The organism is Rhizobium tibeticum (assembly GCF_900110205.1).
Lineage (GTDB): Bacteria > Pseudomonadota > Alphaproteobacteria > Rhizobiales > Rhizobiaceae > Rhizobium > Rhizobium tibeticum.
Window position 1 is genome coordinate 56,250 of sequence record NZ_FOCV01000010.1, and the last position, 19,081, is coordinate 75,330.

18 protein-coding genes and 1 pseudogene are annotated in these 19,081 nt (G+C 58.2%); 9 read left to right on the forward strand and 10 right to left on the reverse strand.

The window, feature by feature from the left end:
• Positions 1–683: 683 nt before the first annotated feature.
• Together BSG20_RS12915 and BSG20_RS12920 are read left to right on the forward strand one after the other, a co-directional pair.
• Complete coding sequence (locus tag BSG20_RS12915) at positions 684–1,265, forward strand: L,D-transpeptidase (protein WP_072375787.1); 582 nt, start codon at positions 684–686, stop codon at positions 1,263–1,265.
• Positions 1,262–1,783, forward strand: a pseudogene (locus BSG20_RS12920) (inositol monophosphatase family protein); the annotation flags it as partial. The gene BSG20_RS12915 and the pseudogene BSG20_RS12920, both read left to right, overlap by 4 nt.
• A gap of 230 nt (positions 1,784–2,013) precedes the next feature.
• Here BSG20_RS12920 and BSG20_RS12925 read toward each other — a convergent pair.
• From BSG20_RS12925 to BSG20_RS12960, 8 genes are all read right to left on the reverse strand, one after another.
• On the reverse strand, positions 2,014–2,865 hold the full coding sequence (locus BSG20_RS12925) for a glycerophosphodiester phosphodiesterase (protein ID WP_072375788.1): 852 nt from the start codon (positions 2,863–2,865) through the stop codon (positions 2,014–2,016).
• Positions 2,858–3,142: a TOBE domain-containing protein gene (locus BSG20_RS37360; protein ID WP_244541325.1), complete on the reverse strand. Its 285-nt coding sequence runs from the start codon at positions 3,140–3,142 to the stop codon at positions 2,858–2,860. The genes BSG20_RS12925 and BSG20_RS37360 overlap by 8 nt, the downstream gene beginning before the upstream one ends.
• Positions 3,143–3,315: 173 nt before the next feature.
• Complete coding sequence (locus BSG20_RS12935; RefSeq protein WP_072375790.1) at positions 3,316–4,338, reverse strand: NADP-dependent oxidoreductase; 1,023 nt, start codon at positions 4,336–4,338, stop codon at positions 3,316–3,318.
• Between the two features lie 536 nt (positions 4,339–4,874).
• Positions 4,875–5,378 (reverse strand): GNAT family N-acetyltransferase, encoded by a 504-nt coding sequence (locus BSG20_RS12940; RefSeq protein WP_072376035.1) that lies wholly within the window; start codon positions 5,376–5,378, stop codon positions 4,875–4,877.
• 20 nt (positions 5,379–5,398) lie between these two features.
• Complete coding sequence (locus BSG20_RS12945; protein ID WP_083539913.1) at positions 5,399–6,277, reverse strand: carbohydrate ABC transporter permease; 879 nt, start codon at positions 6,275–6,277, stop codon at positions 5,399–5,401.
• Positions 6,278–6,279: 2 nt separating this feature from the next.
• The gene (locus BSG20_RS12950; RefSeq protein ID WP_072375794.1) at positions 6,280–7,170 is read right to left on the reverse strand and encodes a carbohydrate ABC transporter permease; all 891 of its coding nucleotides are present in this window, start codon (positions 7,168–7,170) and stop codon (positions 6,280–6,282) included.
• Positions 7,167–8,276: an ABC transporter ATP-binding protein gene (locus BSG20_RS12955; RefSeq protein WP_072375796.1), complete on the reverse strand. Its 1,110-nt coding sequence runs from the start codon at positions 8,274–8,276 to the stop codon at positions 7,167–7,169. Before BSG20_RS12955 ends, BSG20_RS12950 begins: the two co-directional genes overlap by 4 nt.
• A gap of 92 nt (positions 8,277–8,368) precedes the next feature.
• Positions 8,369–9,625: an ABC transporter substrate-binding protein gene (locus tag BSG20_RS12960; protein WP_072375799.1), complete on the reverse strand. Its 1,257-nt coding sequence runs from the start codon at positions 9,623–9,625 to the stop codon at positions 8,369–8,371.
• 157 nt (positions 9,626–9,782) lie between these two features.
• Here BSG20_RS12960 and BSG20_RS12965 point away from each other — a divergent pair, with 157 nt between their 5' ends.
• Complete coding sequence (locus tag BSG20_RS12965; protein ID WP_072375801.1) at positions 9,783–10,577, forward strand: GntR family transcriptional regulator; 795 nt, start codon at positions 9,783–9,785, stop codon at positions 10,575–10,577.
• A 574-nt stretch (positions 10,578–11,151) separates the two neighbouring features.
• Complete coding sequence (locus BSG20_RS12975; RefSeq protein WP_083539914.1) at positions 11,152–11,646, forward strand: HD domain-containing protein; 495 nt, start codon at positions 11,152–11,154, stop codon at positions 11,644–11,646.
• A 309-nt stretch (positions 11,647–11,955) separates the two neighbouring features.
• Here BSG20_RS12975 and BSG20_RS12980 read toward each other — a convergent pair whose 3' ends face one another.
• Both BSG20_RS12980 and BSG20_RS12985 read right to left on the reverse strand, forming a co-directional pair.
• The gene (locus tag BSG20_RS12980) at positions 11,956–13,251 is read right to left on the reverse strand and encodes an MFS transporter (RefSeq protein ID WP_072376039.1); all 1,296 of its coding nucleotides are present in this window, start codon (positions 13,249–13,251) and stop codon (positions 11,956–11,958) included.
• Positions 13,252–13,599: 348 nt separating this feature from the next.
• Complete coding sequence (locus tag BSG20_RS12985) at positions 13,600–14,235, reverse strand: GntR family transcriptional regulator (RefSeq protein ID WP_072375805.1); 636 nt, start codon at positions 14,233–14,235, stop codon at positions 13,600–13,602.
• A 173-nt stretch (positions 14,236–14,408) separates the two neighbouring features.
• On the opposite strand from BSG20_RS12985, the gene BSG20_RS12990 reads away from it, so the two are divergent.
• Genes BSG20_RS12990 through BSG20_RS13010 form a run of 5 tightly spaced genes read left to right on the forward strand, consistent with a single transcriptional unit; the run spans position 14,409 to position 18,955 of the window.
• Positions 14,409–15,833 carry a M20 family metallopeptidase gene (locus BSG20_RS12990; protein WP_072375807.1) on the forward strand — a complete coding sequence of 475 codons (1,425 nt, stop codon included), beginning with the start codon at positions 14,409–14,411 and terminating at the stop codon, positions 15,831–15,833.
• Positions 15,830–16,549, forward strand: a complete 720-nt coding sequence (locus tag BSG20_RS12995; RefSeq protein WP_072375809.1) for an ABC transporter permease — start codon at positions 15,830–15,832, stop codon at positions 16,547–16,549. Before BSG20_RS12990 ends, BSG20_RS12995 begins: the two co-directional genes overlap by 4 nt.
• A complete protein-coding gene (locus BSG20_RS13000) occupies positions 16,549–17,289 on the forward strand; it encodes an ABC transporter permease (protein ID WP_072375811.1) in 741 nt (246 codons plus the stop codon). The genes BSG20_RS12995 and BSG20_RS13000 overlap by 1 nt, the downstream gene beginning before the upstream one ends.
• The gene (locus BSG20_RS13005; protein WP_072375813.1) at positions 17,286–18,068 is read left to right on the forward strand and encodes an ABC transporter ATP-binding protein; all 783 of its coding nucleotides are present in this window, start codon (positions 17,286–17,288) and stop codon (positions 18,066–18,068) included. Before BSG20_RS13000 ends, BSG20_RS13005 begins: the two co-directional genes overlap by 4 nt.
• A 32-nt stretch (positions 18,069–18,100) precedes the next feature.
• Positions 18,101–18,955 carry a transporter substrate-binding domain-containing protein gene (locus BSG20_RS13010; protein WP_072375815.1) on the forward strand — a complete coding sequence of 285 codons (855 nt, stop codon included), beginning with the start codon at positions 18,101–18,103 and terminating at the stop codon, positions 18,953–18,955.
• The last annotated feature ends 126 nt before the right edge of the window (positions 18,956–19,081 follow it).

Consider the following 19,081-nt stretch of genomic DNA (forward strand, 5'->3'; position numbering starts at 1 on the left):
GGCTCCTTGTGGTCTTAGCGCAGGCGCACCGTTGCCGAAGCGCCGGTGGCCCGAGACATCGAGATAGTTTGCCTAGACTGAGCCAAAAGGGATTGGATGACGACCGCAAAGGGCGGCATCTGTTCCATTGAGCACTAACACACCAAACCAAGCGTTAAGCGCGAAGTCGTAGTCCAGTTACTTCGTCAAACGACTGTCTTCATTCGAGCGCGACAACGCGATTGCCGGCCAATCTACTAAGACGGATGAGCGCATTTCAGGAATTATATAAAATGCTGGTTGCATTTGCGCTTGGATTTGCGTTTCAGGCTGCAACCTCAAGGGCAGCGCAAGTCTCGTCGAGCGCGGTCCCGTCCATTTGATCTGCGCCGCGCAGCTGATTGGCAAGGAAGAGGCGCTGGCACCGAATGATTGGACAAGTTCCGCAGCATTGGACCAAGTATCGCGCTGTATCCCGACGTCTTTGACCAGCAAACGCGCCGCAGGCATATGGCTGAGAACTTTGATCAACGCCTGGGGCCGACAATTGGCATGGCTTTGTGAGGTTAGCGATCATCACGTCCCCAAATGACCGAAAACGCGCGAAAACACTTGAGTATGGCTCCGCCGTCAGAACAACGGGTGCCACAATGCCGCCATAGATTTCGAGGCTATCTTTCTTGCAAAACAAGCGGATAGCGGAAATGAAATTCCTCGCTCTATTTGCAACAGCGCTTTTGCTTATCGTCTTTCAGGCTCAGGCCCAGATCTACGAACCGTATGACGACTACGGCGACTACGACTACTATGACCCGTATGGACCATATGGACCACCGCCGGTTTATGACGAGCCAATGCCAGAACGCCAACCACGGACGAGGAGTGGAAGGGGGACAATTGTCATCACCACGCGGGAGCACACGCTTGTTTATACGACGCCATGGGGCGAGCAGCTCGCCTATCCGATTGCTGTCGGGCGCGACGGGAAACGATGGTACGGCACCACACACGTCACGTCGAAGCGCAAGCATCCTGAGTGGCGACCAACGGCTGGCATGCGCCAGAAGAACCCCAAGCTGCCCGTCGTCGTGAAGCCTGGCCCTTCTAATCCACTTGGTACGCGCGCCATTTATCTTGCCGACGGCCTATTGCGCATCCATGGCACCAATGATCCCTCTTCTATTGGCACCAATGCATCGAGCGGTTGCTTTCGCATGTACCGAGAGGATGTCGAGGAGCTCTACGACATGGTCCGACCGGGAACGCGTGTGATCATCCGGCGGTGACGCTAGGGCAAGCAAGAGGTGCCAAAGCGCGCAGCTCTTTGCGCCGCCGCCTGGTTGGCGAATTGGTGGCGAAAGCGCCGAGGGATTATCAGACCGAGATTGACGTTGCCGTCGAGCGGATCATCGTCGACGCGCTGAACAGGTCCTTTCCCTCCTACGCGATCAAAGGCGAGGCAGCGGTTGGCAACCGGAACGCAAAGGATGGCGCGCCTGTCATCTATATCGATCCAATAGACGGGACGACGAATTTCGCCTGGGGGCATCCCACATTTCGGCATGACGATCTCGATCGTCGAAGATGCTGAGATCGTCGCCGGCGTCGTCTATGACGCGATCTGGACGAGCTCTACAGCGCCGAACTGGGCGGCGGATCGTATCTGAATGGCGAGCGGATCCGGTGCGTGAGCTCCAAGGGGATCGAAGACGTGCTCGTCGGAGCTGGCTTGCCGATCCCGGGCAAACTCAAGGCCGTGCCCGAGGACGTCTATTTCAGCGCGCTCAAACGATTGATGGCCACCACCGCAGGCGTACGGCGGCTTGGGTCGGCGGCATTGTCGATCGCCTATGTCGCCCTGCGGACGGCTGGACGGCATTTTCGAGGATGGATTGTCATTGCACGATTACGGCGCCTCCGCCCTGGTGGTGCGAAGCAGGCGGTGGTTTCCGCTTTCAATGGTGGACCCGTCACCGCCAACGGAGACGTCCTTGCCGGCAATCGGGTTCTCCACCCCTGGCTCGTCGAAGGTTTTCAGGCCTGTGCGTCCATCAGAAGCCGTTCCAAACCGACCGGGTCATCCGTCGTGATCTGGTCAGCTTTCAGCTCCAATAGGCGCTTGACGCCCGGTAAGGCAGACGCCACGGCCGAGTTGATGGTATAGGCGTCGACGACCCGTCCGACCTCGTGAAATGCGCCAATCAGGTCATAGCCTGCCTGATCGGCGTAGAGGACTAAACGGCGATCGAGATAGATCATCTGCGCGCGGGGCACTGCGCGCAAGGTACCGGCAACAAAGCCTGCGAAATCGCGGGTTTTCATCAGCCGCTCCATGGCGCCATCGTGGCACGGGTCGTAGCCGATTGCCATCTCGGGCACAGCCTGCGAGAGCCGCTCGACGGCAGCCGAGTCACCGCCTGAAAGGATAACCGAACCCACGACAGGGGAAATGGCAGCCGCGAATGCGGCGATATCTTCCTCGGAAATGGCGTCTGAGTTTTCTTTCAGGTCAAGCTGCAGGCCAGCTCTTGGATGTCGGCTGATTTGACCGAGCAGGTGCGCAAGATCCTCGAGCATCATCACCTTGTGTCCACTCGGCGCCCCGAAAGCGTCGCGAAGATAAAGACCACGCAAATAGGCCTCGGATGCCTCGCGAACCGGACCGGAACCGGTTGTCGCGGCATCAAGCGTCTCATCATGCAGTACAGCGAAGCCATAACCGGCGAAGCGCACGAGATCGATCTCCACGCTGGCGCCGAGTTCCATGCCCTCGACGATGCGTTCGCCCGTAAAGGAAATGTCGCCGGCAAAGCGGTGTCCTCGGTGCCACTTCAGCCAGGTACGATGCCCGGCTCTTTCAATCGCAATTCCGCGGCCCTCAAGCATGCCCAAACACCCGATTCTTCTGTCGTGCGCCTATCGCACGGGACTCCTGAACGAGCCGGTTGTCCCGGAACGCCCTGAAGGCCGCGGCTCCCGGCTCCACTAGTGCGCCCTTCGCCCAGGCGCTGTTGCTCGATGTCATTGCTCTCACCCTCGTTCCGTCGTCAAGATCAACCTCGACGATCTTATGGGTACCAAAATCGATGCTGCGATGAACGATGCCGGCACCCATCCCCTCCGCCACGACAAGAGACAGCGCTTCCTGCCGAACGGCAAGCACCACTTCCCCGTATGCAACGGGAACGGAAGCGCAAAGGCTGCATGCTGGCTGACACCACCCCTCACCGTCGCGCGAATGAAGTTCATCGAACCGATGAAGCCGGCCACGAATACGGTCTCTGGCTCTCGGTAGATGCGATCGGGCGGCGGCAGCATAGCCGGGTTCGGCCAGAGTTAGTCGATGTCTGCCATCCGCACGAGCAGCTTCCCGAAATTCTTCCCAGTCAGCATCCCGATGAAGGCGTCAGGCGCGCGCTCGAGACCGTCCACGACGTCTTCCTTGTACCTGATCCGCCCCGACGCAACGAGCGGGCCGATCTCTTTCTCGAAGGCGCCGTAGTGGTCCTTGACGAATTCCGACTGAATGAAGCCTCGGATCCGCAGGCTACGTCGCAGGATTGCCGACATGGTAGCGGGGAGCCTGTCATGGTCAGCCGCACCCGGACCGTTGTATTGGGCGACCAGACCGCAGACTGGCACGCGTGCGAACTGATTCAAGAGCGGAAGCACAGCGTCCCAGACGTGGCCACCGACATTTTCGAAGTAGACATCGATGCCCTTCGGGCAGGCCGCCTCGAGATCGGATGCGAAGTCCTTGGACCGGTGATCCACCACCGCGTCGAAACCCAGTTCCTCTCGAACAAAATCGCATTTTTTCTTGCCGCCCGCGATGCCAACCGCCCTCGCCCCGGCGAGTTTCGCGATCTGTCCGACCATGGATCCGACAGGACCGGAGGCGGCCGCGACGACGACAGTTTCACCGTCCTTGGGTTGGCCAATAACCTTCATGCCGCTGTAAGCGGTGAATCCAGGCATGCCCAATACGCCGACAGCAGTCGTGATGGGCGCGCCATGCGTATCAAAATGATGGACAATATCCGCCTTCACGACAGCGTCGGTGCACCACCCCGTTCGTGCGCGAACCTTGTCGCCAGGTGCGAAATCCGGATGACGCGAACGAATGACTTCGCAAACGGTCTCGCCCTCCATGACGCCACCCACAGGCGTTGGTGCCGCGTAGGACTTGGCGTCGCTCATCCGACCGCGCATGTACGGGTCCAGCGAAAGGTACAGAACCCGAAGGGTCACCTCGCCTTGCTGGGCGTCGGACAACTCGACCTCTTCGAAACGGAAGTTTTCGAGAGTTGGAGCACCCTGGGGTCTACTTGCGAGAACGACACGTCTGGCGATTGGCATATGAATCTCCCCTGTGCTGTCAACGCTCGACATCAGATAGGCACGATGCGTCGACTTCAAGGATTGGATATTCCTGATACGGTTTGAATCAAGCAGGCCTTTCTACTGTCCTCTCGAACGACGAAATGGAGCGAGCGAAGACGTTCAGTGACCGGCCAAGCGCCTGTCAGCCAATAGTCTTCAAAGGGGCTTCGCTTATTCTTCGAACCCTGATCGACAACGGCGCTTGGCGGCTCGGCCCCCAATTTCGATGAATACTGCCTACCATGGGAAGTCAGCGAAGGTTGTAGGCTCCCTGCTGGTGGTCGTTGAAATACTCTGCTAACGCCACCTGAAGGATCGCGACACCAATGAAGGATCCGTTGAGGAATCCTTCGTAACGAAATGATCAGAATAGCGTTTTTCTAAGAAATGACGTGTGCTGGATGCCCCTCTGAGTGACACAAGCATCACTTTGGCACACTGCCACACTGCGCTGCCGTCGGGAGGTGGCATCCACCCCATCAGTTCTCGATGAAAATTAACAGTCAGCAGCCCTAGACGTGCGATTCCGAGATTTCGTCTGGCTCGGCCTCGGCCAACATGCCGCGATAGATTCCGGGAATGGATCCCTCGATCGGCACGGCACCAACGCTTCGGCGGTAGAAATCCGTGGGGCCGGCACCCCCGATGACACCATAAGCGTAGCCCTGAGCGTACATGTCGAGGAGCGTCGTCAGGAGTAACGCATGGCCGGCACCTTGGCCGCGGGCAGCGCTATCGACGCCAGTGGGCCCGAAGAAGCCTTTTGCCGTCGCCTCGTGGCAAGCAAAACCGATCAGCGTGCCGTTCTGGATGGCGACGAAGCATGTCGGCGGCTGCCGCATGACGGCAGCCGTGGCCTCGGACGACCAACCGACACCGAAGCGTGGCGTGATCCAGTCGGTCAAAGCCTTCAGCTCCGGCGGCAGAACGCGACGGATGGTGATGCCTTGGCGTTCCATTTTCGCATCAAGGGCGGCATCCGGCCCGAGATCGTAGAGCTTGACGAGCATATCCATGATTTCGTTCCTTTCGGTCTTCATCCCTTGACGGCACCGGCGGTCAGCCCGGCGACGATGCGCCGCTGGAAAACGAGCACCACTGCGATCAGCGGCAGTGTCACGGTGACGGACGCTGCCATGATCTGTCCAAAGGGATATTCATAACGGTTGGTGCCGGCGATTAAGCCGATCGCCACCGGCACCGTTCGGTTTTCGTCCGTCAAGGTAAACGTGAGGGCAAAGAGGAACTCATTCCAGGCGAGGATAAAGGCGAGGATGCCGGTACTTGCGAGCGACGGTCCCATCAGTGGCAGCAATATCTTCAGAAGAATGCGCAGATGCGAGCAGCCGTCGACAATCGCTGCCTCCTCCAGTTCGCGTGGAAACTCGCGGATAAAGGTGGTGAGGATCCAGGTCGTGAACGGCACGGTCGACAGCAAATATGTCAGCACGAGCGCGCTTGGCCGGTTGAAGAGCCCGAGCCAGTTGATGAGCTCGAACATCCCCGAAAGCACGACCACCTGGGGAAAGATTGAGATCATCAAGATGACCATCAGCACCGCCCGGCGCTGCGGGAAGTCGATCCGCCCGAGCGCGTAGGCTGCGCTGATGCCAATCACCAGAGACAGGAAGGTCGTCGCAACCGCCACATAGGCGGAATTCAGCAGCGAACCCATGAAGATCGGATTGTCGATCAACTGCCGATAATAGGTGAAATCGAGTGCCGGCAGGAGAACGGACCGGTAAAGCGCTGCTCCCTGCTTCGTCGATGAAACGAATGCCCAGTAATAGGGAAACAGCGTGTAGATGAGGACCAGGAACAGCGCGAATATCTGCAGACTGCGCAGTGCGCGGCGCCGCAGCCTGTAATAGGCGCTGGATCTGCGGACCGGGAGGGGAAGCGTCAGTTCGGTCATTGTCAATGCCCCGCCGCCTTATCGAGCCGCAATGCACCGATGATGATGATCGCCACCAGAGCCACCAGAAGGAAGACCCACGTCGAGGCGGACGAGCCCACTCCGAGTTCCTGGAAGCTGATCAGCCGGTCGCGGGCATAGATAGATACTGTCATGACCTTTTCGTTGCTGCCGGCAAGCACATAGGAAAGGTCGAACATGCGCAGCGCATCGAGTACGCGAAACAGGACTGCAACACCGATCGCGGGCCTCAGCATCGGAAGGGTGATTGACCAGAATCGCTTCCAGGCTGGAATGCCGTCAACTTCGGCGGCCTCGAAGATCTCCTGGGAGATCATCTGCAGACCTGCGAGGATCAGCAGCACCATGAACGGGGTCGTCATCCAAACGTCGATAAAGATCACCACGCCCATGATCAGCGAACTGCTTGCCGTCCAGGCCACACCATGATCGATGACGCCAAGTCCCACCAGGATCTTGTTGATGACGCCGAACTGGTCATTCAGCATCCATTCCCAGATTCTGGTAGCAACGACCACAGGGATGGCCCAGGGCACCAGGATGGCGGCGCGGGCAAGTCCGCGGCCGGGGATGGCCTCGTTGATCAAGAGCGCGATCGCAAGGCCCAGCACCGTCTCGATCGTAACGGAGATGGCGGTGAAGATCAGCGTATTCCTGACGGCGAGCCACCAGCTGTGGTCGTTGAAGACCTCGATGAAATTGTCGAGGCCGACCATTGAATAGACGCTGGGATCGTCGAGATAAGCGTCGGTAAAGGCAAAGAAGAATGTCCGTCCGAGCGGCCAAACGGCGACCACCAGCATGGCGACGATGACTGGAAGAAGGAAAAGCCAGGCGGCACGGTGATCGCGGCGAGCGAGGCGTGCGCTCATCGTATCGCCCTCCTAATGTCTGACGGTTCCGCCTCCAAGCCGATTCGCCTGCCGTTGGCGGCAAATAGAAATACCGCCTGATCGTCGAAGGAAAGCGCGACAGTCTGGCCGATTGTCTCCGCAGCCGGAGCTGCCGCGAGGCGGATCACCCAGAGCGCGTCGCCGGCGATCCGGCAATAGGCGAAGTGTTCGTGACCCAGGTCCTCGACGCGTTCGAGCACGCAGTCGAGACGGCCTGCACCGGTTGGCACGATGCGCACGGCCTCCGGCCGGACGCCAATCTCTGCAATCGTTTCGCCATCGCCGGCCTTGGGCGTCAGTGACAGGCCGCCGGGACCGATGACGCCTGCGCTATTGTCGCCTGTCTGCGTCTCGACCGGGAGAAAGTTCATGCGCGGGCTGCCGATAAAGCCGGCGACGAAACGATTGTCGGGCCGATGATAAAGTTCCGAGGGCGTACCAATCTGTTCGATCCGGCCATGATTGAGAACGACGATCCGGTCGGCAAGCGTCATCGCCTCGGCTTGGTCGTGCGTGACATAGATCATCGTCGTCTGGAGATCGCCATGCAGCTTGGCGATCTCCATCCGCATTTCCATTCTGAGGTCGGCATCCAGATTGGAAAGCGGTTCGTCGAATAGAAAGATATCGGGCTGCCGGACCAGCGCTCGGCCGATGGCGACGCGTTGGCGCTGGCCTCCCGACAACTCCCGTGGCCGTCGATCAAGAAGATGGTCGACCTTCAGCATGCGGGCGACCGATTGCACCTTCTGCGCAATTGCGTCGCGGCGGATGCCCATCGTTTCCAGCGCAAAGCCGATATTACGGGCGACGCTCATATGAGGGTAGAGCGCATAGGATTGAAAGACAAAGGCAACGCCGCGCTTGGAGGCTGGGACGTCGGTTACGTCGTCGCCGCCAATCCTGACCGTTCCAGAGGATGCGGAGATCAGCCCCGCCACGATGCGAAGGAGCGTTGACTTCCCGCATCCGGATGGGCCGACGAAGACGATGAATTCGCCATCGTCGATCTTCAGATCCACATTATGAATGACACTCTGTGTTCCGAAACTCTTCGAAACAGACTCCATCGAAACCGATGCCATTTTTCACCTTGGCTTGCGCATAAGGGCACGGCCGGCGCAGCGCCGGCAGCAAAAAACGAGGGGAGCCTTAAGGCAGCTCCCTCGCCTTTCAATCAGCGGCTCTCTTTGAGCTTTTCCAGGCGCTTTGCCAGCGACGCAAAGCCTTCCTTCGGATCGGCGCTGCCCGATAGCATGTCGTGGGTGGAGCGATAGAAGGCTTGTGAGACGCGGTTGTAACTGGTGCCGGTGTAGCCTGACGGCCGTACGGCGCTATCGGCAAAAGCCTGCTGGTTGTCCTTCAGGAAGGGAATCTTTTCCAATACGTCCGGGTCACTATAGAGCGACTGGATGGAGGGGTTGAGGGTCGCCTCGACGGCGCGCATCTTCTGCATGTCCGTGCCGGTGATGAAGTTCACGAAGTCGGCTGCGACTTGCGCCTTGGCGCTGTATTTCGAGACGCCGTAATACATCGGCCCGAGGCAGCCGCTCGACTTCTGGCCGTCCTTGCCGACCGGAAGCGGCATGACGCCGACCTTGTCGATGACCGAGCTGCCTTCCTTGTGGGACGTGCCCCAGACATAGGGCCAGTTGCGGTGGAATACGGCATCGCCGGATTCGAAAACGGCGCGTGATGCCTCTTCGTCATAGTTCAACACGCCTTCCGGGCTGATCGAGCCGATCCACCCCTTTGCCTTTTCTATGGCTTCGGCGGCCTGGGGGTTGTCGATCGTCACCTTGCCGTCATCGGCAATGATGGTCCCACCGCCATTCGATGCGATCAGCTCGATCGCGTCGCAAGTCAGACCTTCGTAGCTCTTTGCCTGCCAGGCATAGCCCCACATCTTGTCATTACCGGCAGCACGCTCCTTTTCCTGAATTTCCTTTGCCGTGGCGGCAAGCTCGTCCCAGGTCTTCGGCGGCAGCTTTCCGTATTTCTCCAGAAGGTCCTTGCGATAGAACATCAGGCCGACGTCCATATAGGCCGGCATGGCGACGAGATTGCCGTCGAGCTTTGCAGCGTTCAGCGTCGAGGCGAAGTGCTTGTCCTGGTCGGCCTGCGGGACCATCGATTTCAGATCGAGGAGGTTCGCCTTGAACATTCCGAGCCAGATCACGTCGAGGAACAGAACGTCGATGTCCTTCGACTTTGCCGCCAGCAGCTGCTGATAGATCGGGATCGCATCGTCCAGCAGCGCCGGCATCTTGTTGATCTTCGCTTCATTGCCGGTCTTCGCCTTCCAGGCGTCGGCAACCTTGGTGCAAAGTTCGAATTCAGTGGGTGCGCAGAAAACGGAGATGGTTTCCGCATGTGCCGCGCCAGCCCATAGGCCGGCATAGACTGCTGCCGCAGCGAGGCATTTCTTCAACATGAGCTGTTCCTTGTCTTTAGCACACTTGCATTGTGGGGAACTCTGTGGCTCCTGACCAATAGGACTGGTTATGACCAGTCATGTCAACTGGACTCTGCTTCAATTGCAAGCAAAGATGCAAAGCCGGATAAATCAGTGTCGAGGCGGAGAGCGTAACGTGACGACACGTCAGCGGGAAAGAGCGACGGAAAGGCATGCGGCAATCGATCGGGCCGACCCTCGCCCGCTCCACCAGCAGGTCTATGAAGATCTGCTGGCATCGATTCGCGATGGGAAAGTGCCTTTACGCGGCAAGCTGCCGTCGGAGCGCGAACTCGTTTCGCTCTACGGTGTCAGTCGCATCACCGTGCGGCATGCCGTTCGCGAGCTGATACGCCAGGGCGTTGTTCGCAGCCAGCCAGGCAAGGGTTTGTATGTGGCGGAAAATGGCAAAGGATTTGAACTCGAGGTTCTGCGAAGCTTTACGAGCACGGCGCTAGCAAGTGGCCGTGCGCCAGGACATCGCCTTCTCAGGCTGGAAATGGTGAAAGCGTCCCTCGAGATCAGTCGGCCGCTGTTTCTTGCGCCAGCATCGGATGTGATCGTGCTGTCTCGTCTGCGCTTGTTGGACGGCGTTCCGGTCGTCCTGCAGACCGACTGGGTACCGGCCTCCCGCGCGCCGGGCTTGACAGGCCTGGACTGGTCCGTCGCAAACCGTTCGCTTTATGCCGAATTGCGAGAAATCTACGGGATTGAGCCTCGGCGTGGACAAACGACGTTGAGCGCGCGTTTGGCGAGCGAAAGCGAAGCTGAGATGCTGGAGCTTCCTCGGCCGGCCGCGGTACTCACTGTCGACCAGATCGCCTTCGACGAACGCGACCGGCCAATCAACATGACGGCACTTGTCCATCATCCCGACCGTTATCCACTGACGTTGCTGCAGTCGGCGACGGGAGACTTCCGCGAATATTAGTAGCGGTTATTGATGCGCATCACGCTGACTATGACAGCCAGCCACAGCCAGGAACGACGTAGAAAGCCTTGGCGGCTACAAAGAAGCGAGCGTCTCGATTTCAAAAGCAGGCGGCCGGGAGATGGCAGTTTATGTCGGGGAGGACCGCCCGGCGAGACTGGAGAAGTCGGCACACTCTTGAAGGAGCGGGGCCGGACGGTTGTTTTTGAAACTTAGAGCCGTCCTCTTTGTTCCATCGATCCAGAAAGACTTTGAACACGGCCTATTCGATGTCGAAAACGCCGCTCAAATGCGGGTCGACGGGCACCCATTTTCAAAACACCTCGTGGGAGACCGTTGCCGGATCGACACACACTCACTCCTGGTTAAACAACGTTGGAACTCATTGTTTTTGCTTACGAACGCTTTCAGTTGTCGGCGACACATAATTGTGTTTGCGATGGTTTCAAGATCGGTGACCCTGGGCGAGAACGTCGGAAGCGCCAGGAAGGACGTCGCCCCAGAATTGTAGCGTTGAAAAAATCGATTGGAACTTCAAGCGTTTCCTCTCGTTTCTCGTTCGCGGAGGTGAGCCATGCCAGTCGGTTCACGCGAATGGATCAACGAACACGATCATCGAGGGGCGTCGGATCTCCTCAGGGCCGTCAAGATCGCCTTCAAGGCTCACTCTGGACAAACCGATAAGGCAGGTGAGCCGTATTTTTCCCATTGCAAGCGCGTTGCCGACGCTGTCGAAGGGGACAACGAACGCATTGTGGGCTTCCTGCATGATGTTGTGGAAAAAGGAGCCGGTTGGACCCTCGTGCAACTGGCAGAAGCTGGCTTCAGCACAGAAATTGTGGAAGCGGTCGATGCGCTTACACGACACCCCGAAGAGACTGATCAGGAATTCGTCACGCGCGCTGCCGAAAACCGGCTTGCCCGTCCCATCAAGGTTGCCGACCTCAGAGACAATCTTACGCAGGCCCAAAAGGCTGGTGCCGACACTTCCAAGTATGAGGAAGGTCTTCGGATCATCGAGATCATGGAGGCGGATGCGAAGTCGCGGGAACAGGACGTTCCCCAATGATCGAACAAACCAACACCTCATCCCCGGTGCAATCCAGAGCAGGAGCAAGCCGATCAACGTGGCCATCGGCCAGATCCTTTTGGAGCCCTTTCCGATCTCGTTTGCGATTAGCACGGTTCCAATGTGACGCACGGATCCGCAGGAGGCTGAAAGGGTAAAGGCTGGATCCCTCTCGCCAAGGCGCTGGCGGTCGCTCGCGTTTCCACTCGTCGGTGCCGTCCGCAGTCGGTTCTGCGGATCGGCGATCGTTTATACGGGCTATCGAGGCTTTTCGAGTGGTTTATCCAGGAAAGCTTGGCGTCGCGAGCCTCATACGCCAGCTTTGAGGTCGTGAGACGTCGCCTGGCGGCCCAAAGTTCGCCCTATGATCAGGACAAGAAGCGCGGCTGCGGCCAGGCAGAAAGCGAGGAAAAACATCGGCGCAATTGTGCTACCCGTTGCGTCTTTGATCCAGGGCACGACGTTCTGCGCTACGAACCCTCCGAGATTCCCCACCGAGTTAATAGCAGCCAGTCCTGCCGCTGCTCCCGCCCCGCGGAGGAAGCGCGAGGGCAGGCTCCAAAACACTGGCTGCCCAGCAAAGATTCCGGCTGCTGCCACACATAGAAGCAAAAACTGCACCACGTGGTTCGGGATAACTGCGGACAGCAAAAGGCAGACGGCACCCACAAGTGCCGGGATGACAATATACGGCGTCTTCGATGTCGCACGGTCCGCTGCGGATGGCACGACATAAAGAGCAATAGCGACCAGCACCCACGGGATGATATTTAGAAGGCCATTTGTCGTGTTGCTGACGCCAAAGCCCTTTACAATGGTTGGGAGCCAGTAGCTGAGACCATAAGCTGCGAGGGGAAACCCGACGTAGCAGAGCGCCATCAACAACACACGCGGATCGATCAGCGCCTTGAAGCCGTCGCCAGCAGACGCCTCCATGCCGGAATTCTCTCTAGCGAGACGGTCTTTCAGCCAAGCCTGTTCATCGGGCGTGAGGAACTTCGCATCCGCGGGTCTGTCAGCCAAGTAAAATAGAGTGACAACGCCGGCGATGACCGCCGGTATTCCCGTTGCGATGAAGACCCATTGCCATCCGGCAATCCCGTACAGTCCGTCCAGATCCAGCAACACCCCTCCCAAAGGAGCGCCAACTGCATTGGCGATCGCACTGAAGATCATAAACAAGCCGACCATTGTGCCGCGATAGGCAGAGGGATACCAAAGCGTCAGAAGATAAAGCACACCGGGAAAGAAACCCGCCTCACAAGCCCCCAGCAAGAAGCGAAGAATGTAAAACATCGTAGCATTCTGCGTATAGGCGAGCGCGATCGTGACCGCGCCCCACGAAATGAGAATGCGGGCAAACCACTTGCTGGCGCCAAATTTGTCGAGAAGCAGATTACTCGGGACCTCAAATATGAAATATCCGACGAAGAATAGAGAAGCCCCCAGCCCATAGGCGTATTCGGTCATGCCAAGCGCCCCGACCATATCAAGCTTGGCGAAGCTCACGTTCTGGCGGTCGATGTAGGCGATCAAATATAAAACGCCGAGAAACGGCATGAGCCGCCAGGTGATTTTCGAAATAAGTTGTTTCTCCACAATCACGCAGTTTCCTTCCTTTCCAAAGAGCGACATAGCCAAGATAGAGCGCTGGCGCGTATATCAACCAAAAAGCGTGGAGGGTTGGCGCGACAATCCGATGCGCAGGCGCTCCTGTGCCAAAGGATGGCGCTCGATGATGGCGCGGCGTCGGAGGCGAGCCGGCATGCAGAGCTGATTGGAATGTATGGTTTCTCTTTGATAACGACGACGGCTGCGACCCGATCAAATCACGGTTTGCGCCAGCTGTTTTGCGAACAGCCTTGGTTCTCCGGCGCCATGTTTGACACGGCGCCGTTCTCGCCTGTTTGCTGCAAGCGCTTCCTTGCGCTCGCCACGAAGACGCACCGGATGCTACTTCTGCAGGATGTGCTGTCGTGTGAGCTCCGCAAACAGTGTCCCGTCCCTGTGTTCGATCGCATCGATCATCATGTGATGCTCCCGCCCGGATTGCTCAACGCGTGCGCGCGTTCGCCATTGCGAGACCGGGGCGGAAGAGGTCCGCTGGCGGATCTCCGTTACAAGGTCGACCAGCTCGATATTGCCGCCAAGCATCAGCAGCTGACGATGGAAGGCAAGATTTGCCTCATAAAGTTCCAACATCGTTCCGTTCAGCGTCGCTTCATCGAAATGCTTCGCAAGCTTGCGAAGGGCGCGGACATCATCTGCGGATGCATTTTGAACGATCGTTCCGGCAACCGCGGTTTCGAGAATGACGCGGATCTCGCTAACTTCTCTCGCCCGGCGTCCGTCCGGCTCATAGACATGATAACCACGGTTTGGCACATGCTCGACCAGCCGCTTCTGAGCGAGGCGGTCGAGTGCGCGACGCACGTCCGGGCGGGTACAGTTGTAACGTCGCTCCAGATCAACCTGCTTCAACCATGTTCCCGGCATCAACGCCCCCGCCAGAATGTCCTGGAGAATAAGGTCTGTCACGTCGCGCGCGGCTGAAGCCTCTACCCTTGAATCGAAGATGGCATCTGCCATTCAAACCCCCTGTTCTTTCCTGACCGATAGCACGGCAAACCGAAATTCTGTAGGCGCCGAGACACCTAAGACCTGACGAAAATTTTTGAGCATACGGATTGCCCAAACGGTTTTTGTATCATAAATTGGCGCCAATTTTGGATACTATTCGAAGCAAAGCAGTTTTGAAAGCCATGAAAAACGCCGACACCGTATGGGACGCTGTAGATGCCAAAAGAGCCGGCTTCTTTGCCCTGAGCGACCGCATCTGGGACATGCCAGAGACGAATTACGAGGAATACCGCTCTGCCGAAGAGCACGCCCATCAGTTGGCCGTTGAGGGATTTCGCGTCGAACGAGGGATAGCGGGATTGCCAACAGCGGTCATGGGTGAAGCCGGCCAAGGCGGGCCGGTCATCGCAATCCTAGGCGAATTCGATGCCCTGCCCGGCATGAGCCAGGAAGCCGGGATAGCAGAACAGCGTCAGGTCAAGGCGAACGGCAACGGCCACGGATGCGGGCATAACATGCTGGGTGCAGGCTCGATGCTTGCTGCGGCGGCAGTCAAGGAATTTCTCTCTGCCAATGGCCTGAAGGGCCGCGTGCGTTACTATGGCTGCCCGGCGGAGGAAGGTGGTTCATCGAAGGGTTTCATGGTCCGTGCGGGCGTTTTCGATGACGTCGACATTGCCATTTCCTGGCATCCGGCCGCTTTCGCTGGCGTGAATAATCCGGTTTCGCTGGCATGCAATGAGATCAACTTCCATTTCACCGGACGATCTTCGCACGCCTCGGCGACGCCACATCTTGGCCGCAGCGCGCTCGACGCCGTCGAACTTATGAATGTTGGCGTGAATTACATGCGCGAGCACATGCCTTCGACCGCCCGCATCCACTACGCCGTAACCGATACAGGCGGTTCGGCACCAAACGTCGTCCAAGCACGTGCAACGGTTCGTTATCTGATCCGCGCACGAAATCTTCCGGAACTGCTTTCCTTGGTCGAACGTGTGAAAAAAGTGGCGCAAGGCGCTGCTTTAATGACTGAAACGTCGGTTCGCAGCGAAGTGATCAGTGGCGACGCCAATCTCGTTGGCAATGCCCCTCTTGAGGAACTGATGTTTGCCAAGCTGCAGCGCCTTGGACCACCGGTCTTCGATGATGACGACCGCGCAACAGCGCGCAAATTTCAGCAGACGATGAGCTCGGAGGATATCTCATCTTCCTATGCCCGCTTCGGATTGAAGCCGAAGAAGGACCAGCCACTGTGCAATGAAATCTTTCCGCTCTATGCCGGCGACAGTACGATCGTGGGCTCTACAGATGTCGGAAGCGTCAGCTGGGTGGTCCCGACCGTACAGATGCGCGGTGCGACCTACGCAATCGGAACGCCTGGCCACTCCTGGCAGTTGGTTGCTCAAGGCAAACTTCCAGCGGCCCACAAGGGCATGGCACACGCAGCCAAGGTCATGGCCAGCACAGCGATCGAGCTTATCGGCAATCCGGCGCTCATCGACGCTGCCAAGGCGGATCTGAAGGCCCGTCTCGATGGCACGCCCTTCGTCAACCCGATCCCGAACGACGTTCAGCCGCCGCTGCCAGAAAGGCAGTCTCAATGAACCAGCCCAGCATTCTCGAGCTGGTCAGCTTCGGTTCCGACGGTTGGGGCAAGGCGCTGCTTGCCGGCGCGTGGATGACAATTCTGATCACGTTGGCAGGCTACTCCATTGGAGCCTTAATTGGCTCATTCGGAGCTGGGGCAAAGGTCGCGGGGGGACGCGGCGCTCGGTTCGTTGCCGACGCATATACGACGGTGCTTCGCGGCATTCCTGACTTGCTGGTAATTTTCCTTTTCTATTTCGGCGGGAGTGCCGTCGTTACCACGGTTGGTCGCCTGTTCGGTGCGGAAGGTTTTGTCGGCTTTCCCGGTTTCCTGGCCGGGTCGCTCGCGGTTGGTGTTACCTCCGGCGCGCAATTCACAGAAGTTTTTCGTGGCGCGTTCAGGGCTGTCCACCCGGGCGAGATCGAGGCGGCGATTGCCTGTGGCATGGGACGGTCTCTTCGATTTCGCCGCATCATCGTGCCGCTGACGCTTCGGCACGCTTTGCCGGGACTCGGCAATATCTGGCAGGTGGTCCTGAAGGAATCGGCCCTTGTTTCCATCACAGGAGTTGCCGAGCTGTTGCGCCAGACGCAGATCGCCGCGGGCTCGACCGGGCTGCCGTTTGATTTCTACCTGATTGGTGGCGGTATTTATCTCGTGATTTCAACTGGTTCTGGGATTCTTCTCCGGCGCGCTGAAAAGCACTTCACGCGGGGCGTTAGGAGAGTGTGATGGACTTCGTATTTCTGTGTGAAACTTTCGTCAGCCTCATCTCGGCAATCCCCCTGACGCTGAAGCTCGCTGCCACGTCGATTGCACTTGGCGCAATCCTGGCGCTCGCTATTGCCCTTTGCCGCCTATCCGGCATCTTCGTGCTTGAGTGGTTGGCACGCAGCTATGTCTTCGTCTTTCGCGGAACACCGTTGCTGGTCCAGATTTTCCTGATCTATTACGGCCTCGGGCAATTTCCGGCGGTGCGACACAGCATCCTCTGGCCACTGCTGCGCGACCCCTATTGGTGTGCCGTTTTAGCGCTGACGATCAACACCGCCGCATACGCCAGCGAAATCATACGCGGCGGCTTGCTTTCCGTGCCTTTTGGTCAGGTCGAAGCGGCTCGCGCTTGCGGGATGCCACGGCTCATGCAGTTCCGTCGCATCGTCTTGCCACTTGCAATCCGTCAGGCGTTGCCAGGCTACAGCAACGAGATGATCGCGATGGTCAAGGCAACATCCCTGGCCTCGATCATCACCCTCATGGACGTGACAGGCGTCGCCGGAAAGATCATTTCGGAGACATATCGTGCGATCGAAGTTTTCATTGTCGCCGGCGCGATTTATCTGACGATCAACTTTGCGCTGACGCGCTTGATTCATCTTGTCGAACACTGGTTGAGCCCGCACTTGCGCCAGCCGATTGCTTACAGCCCTGCGGCTAAAATCGCTCCCGCACTAGAAGGAGACGCCCAATGACGGTGGCGACCACTCCCCTTTCGCCGATCGCACTAAGGGTCAAGAACCTACACAAGAGCTTCGGCCCCCTCGAAGTTCTCAAAGGCATTTCGCTTGATGCGCATGAGGGTGACGTCGTGTCCATCCTCGGCTCGTCGGGATCGGGAAAGTCCACCTTCTTGCGTTGCATCAACCTCCTAGAGGCACCCGATTCAGGCGAGGTCACGGTCGCCGGCGAGACCATTCGCATGCACGCGAATGGTCATAAGGGCAGCCGTCCCACCGATCGCAAACAGGTCGATCGCATTCGCTCTCAGCTTGGCATGGTGTTTCAAAGCTTCAACCTTTGGTCTCACAAGACCGTGCTTGAGAACGTCATCGAGGCTCCCCTTCATGTCCTCGGCCGTGCCAGGAGTGAATGTGTCGAAGAGGCCGAAGCACTGCTTGCCAAGGTTGGCATCGCCGAAAAGCGCAACTTCTATCCTGCTCACCTGTCTGGCGGCCAGCAGCAACGCGCGGCAATTGCTCGTGCCTTGGCAATGCGCCCAAAGGTGATGCTCTTCGATGAGCCGACATCAGCGCTCGATCCAGAGCTCGTCGGCGAAGTCTTGCGCGTCATGCGATCACTGGCCGAAGAGGGGCGCACCATGCTCGTCGTCACGCACGAACTGGGATTTGCCCGTGAGGTCTCTAATCGCGTCGTTTTCCTACACCAGGGTCGCGTCGAGGAAGATGGCAAGCCGCATGACGTTTTCAGCAATTCTCAGTCGGAACGCTTCCGGCAGTTCATCAGCAAATAACTCAACCTCACGAGGAAAAAGGGGAGCATTAAATGACATTTCAATCTCGGGTCCTGACGGTCGTTTCCACCGCGGTTTTGCTTGCCGCAGGGACTGCGCACGCTGAGGACAAGAAATGGACGACAGTCACTATCGCCACAGAGGGGGCATTCAAGCCCTACAACTTCACCAAGCCGGACGGTACGCTCGATGGTTACGAGATCGAGCTGTCCAAATACCTCTGCAATCAGATGAAGGTCGAATGCAAGGTCGTCGTCCAGAACTTCGACGGCATGATTCCGGCTCTCAACGCTGGTAAGTTCGATGCCATCATCTCGGGCATGTCGGCAACTGCGAAGCGCGAACAGGTCATCGCCTTCAGCGACTCATACGGTTCCACCGGCCAGGCCTTCGCGACATCGAAATCGAGCGATCTCGCCAGCCTTCCGGAAAAGGGAGAGGTTTTCTCGCTCGCCGGTGACGAGGCAGGCGCCGTTGCCGAGATCGACAAGATCAAACCGAACCTTCAGGGCAAGCTCATCGGCGTGCAGACGGCATCGACGGCTGCTGCTTTCGTCGACAAGTACCTCAAAGGAGTTGTCGAGGTTCGCGAATACAAGACCACCGAGGAACACGATCTCGACCTGAAAGCCGGTCGCGTAGATCTCGTTATGGCCTCGATGGCATATCTGACGACCGCGTCACAGAAACCGGGCAACGAAGATATGACGACCGCAGGTCCGCGCTTCCAGGGCGGCTTCCTCGGTCGCGGCAGTTCTGTCGGCTTGCGAAAGGATGACACACAGCTAAAAGCGATGTTCAACGAAGCGATCGCTGCCGCAAAGGCCGACGGTACCATTAAGACACTGTCCGAGAAGTGGTTCGGCTTCGACGTCACGCCGAAGTGAAAGCTGCGTAAAAGGCAGAACGTATGTGGCGGTACGGGCGCACGAGGGTGCCCGTACTCGTTTTGATGTCGGCACCACGCATAAAAATGCCTTCTCGATTCGAGCCGGAGCTTTGGTGGCCGGCCG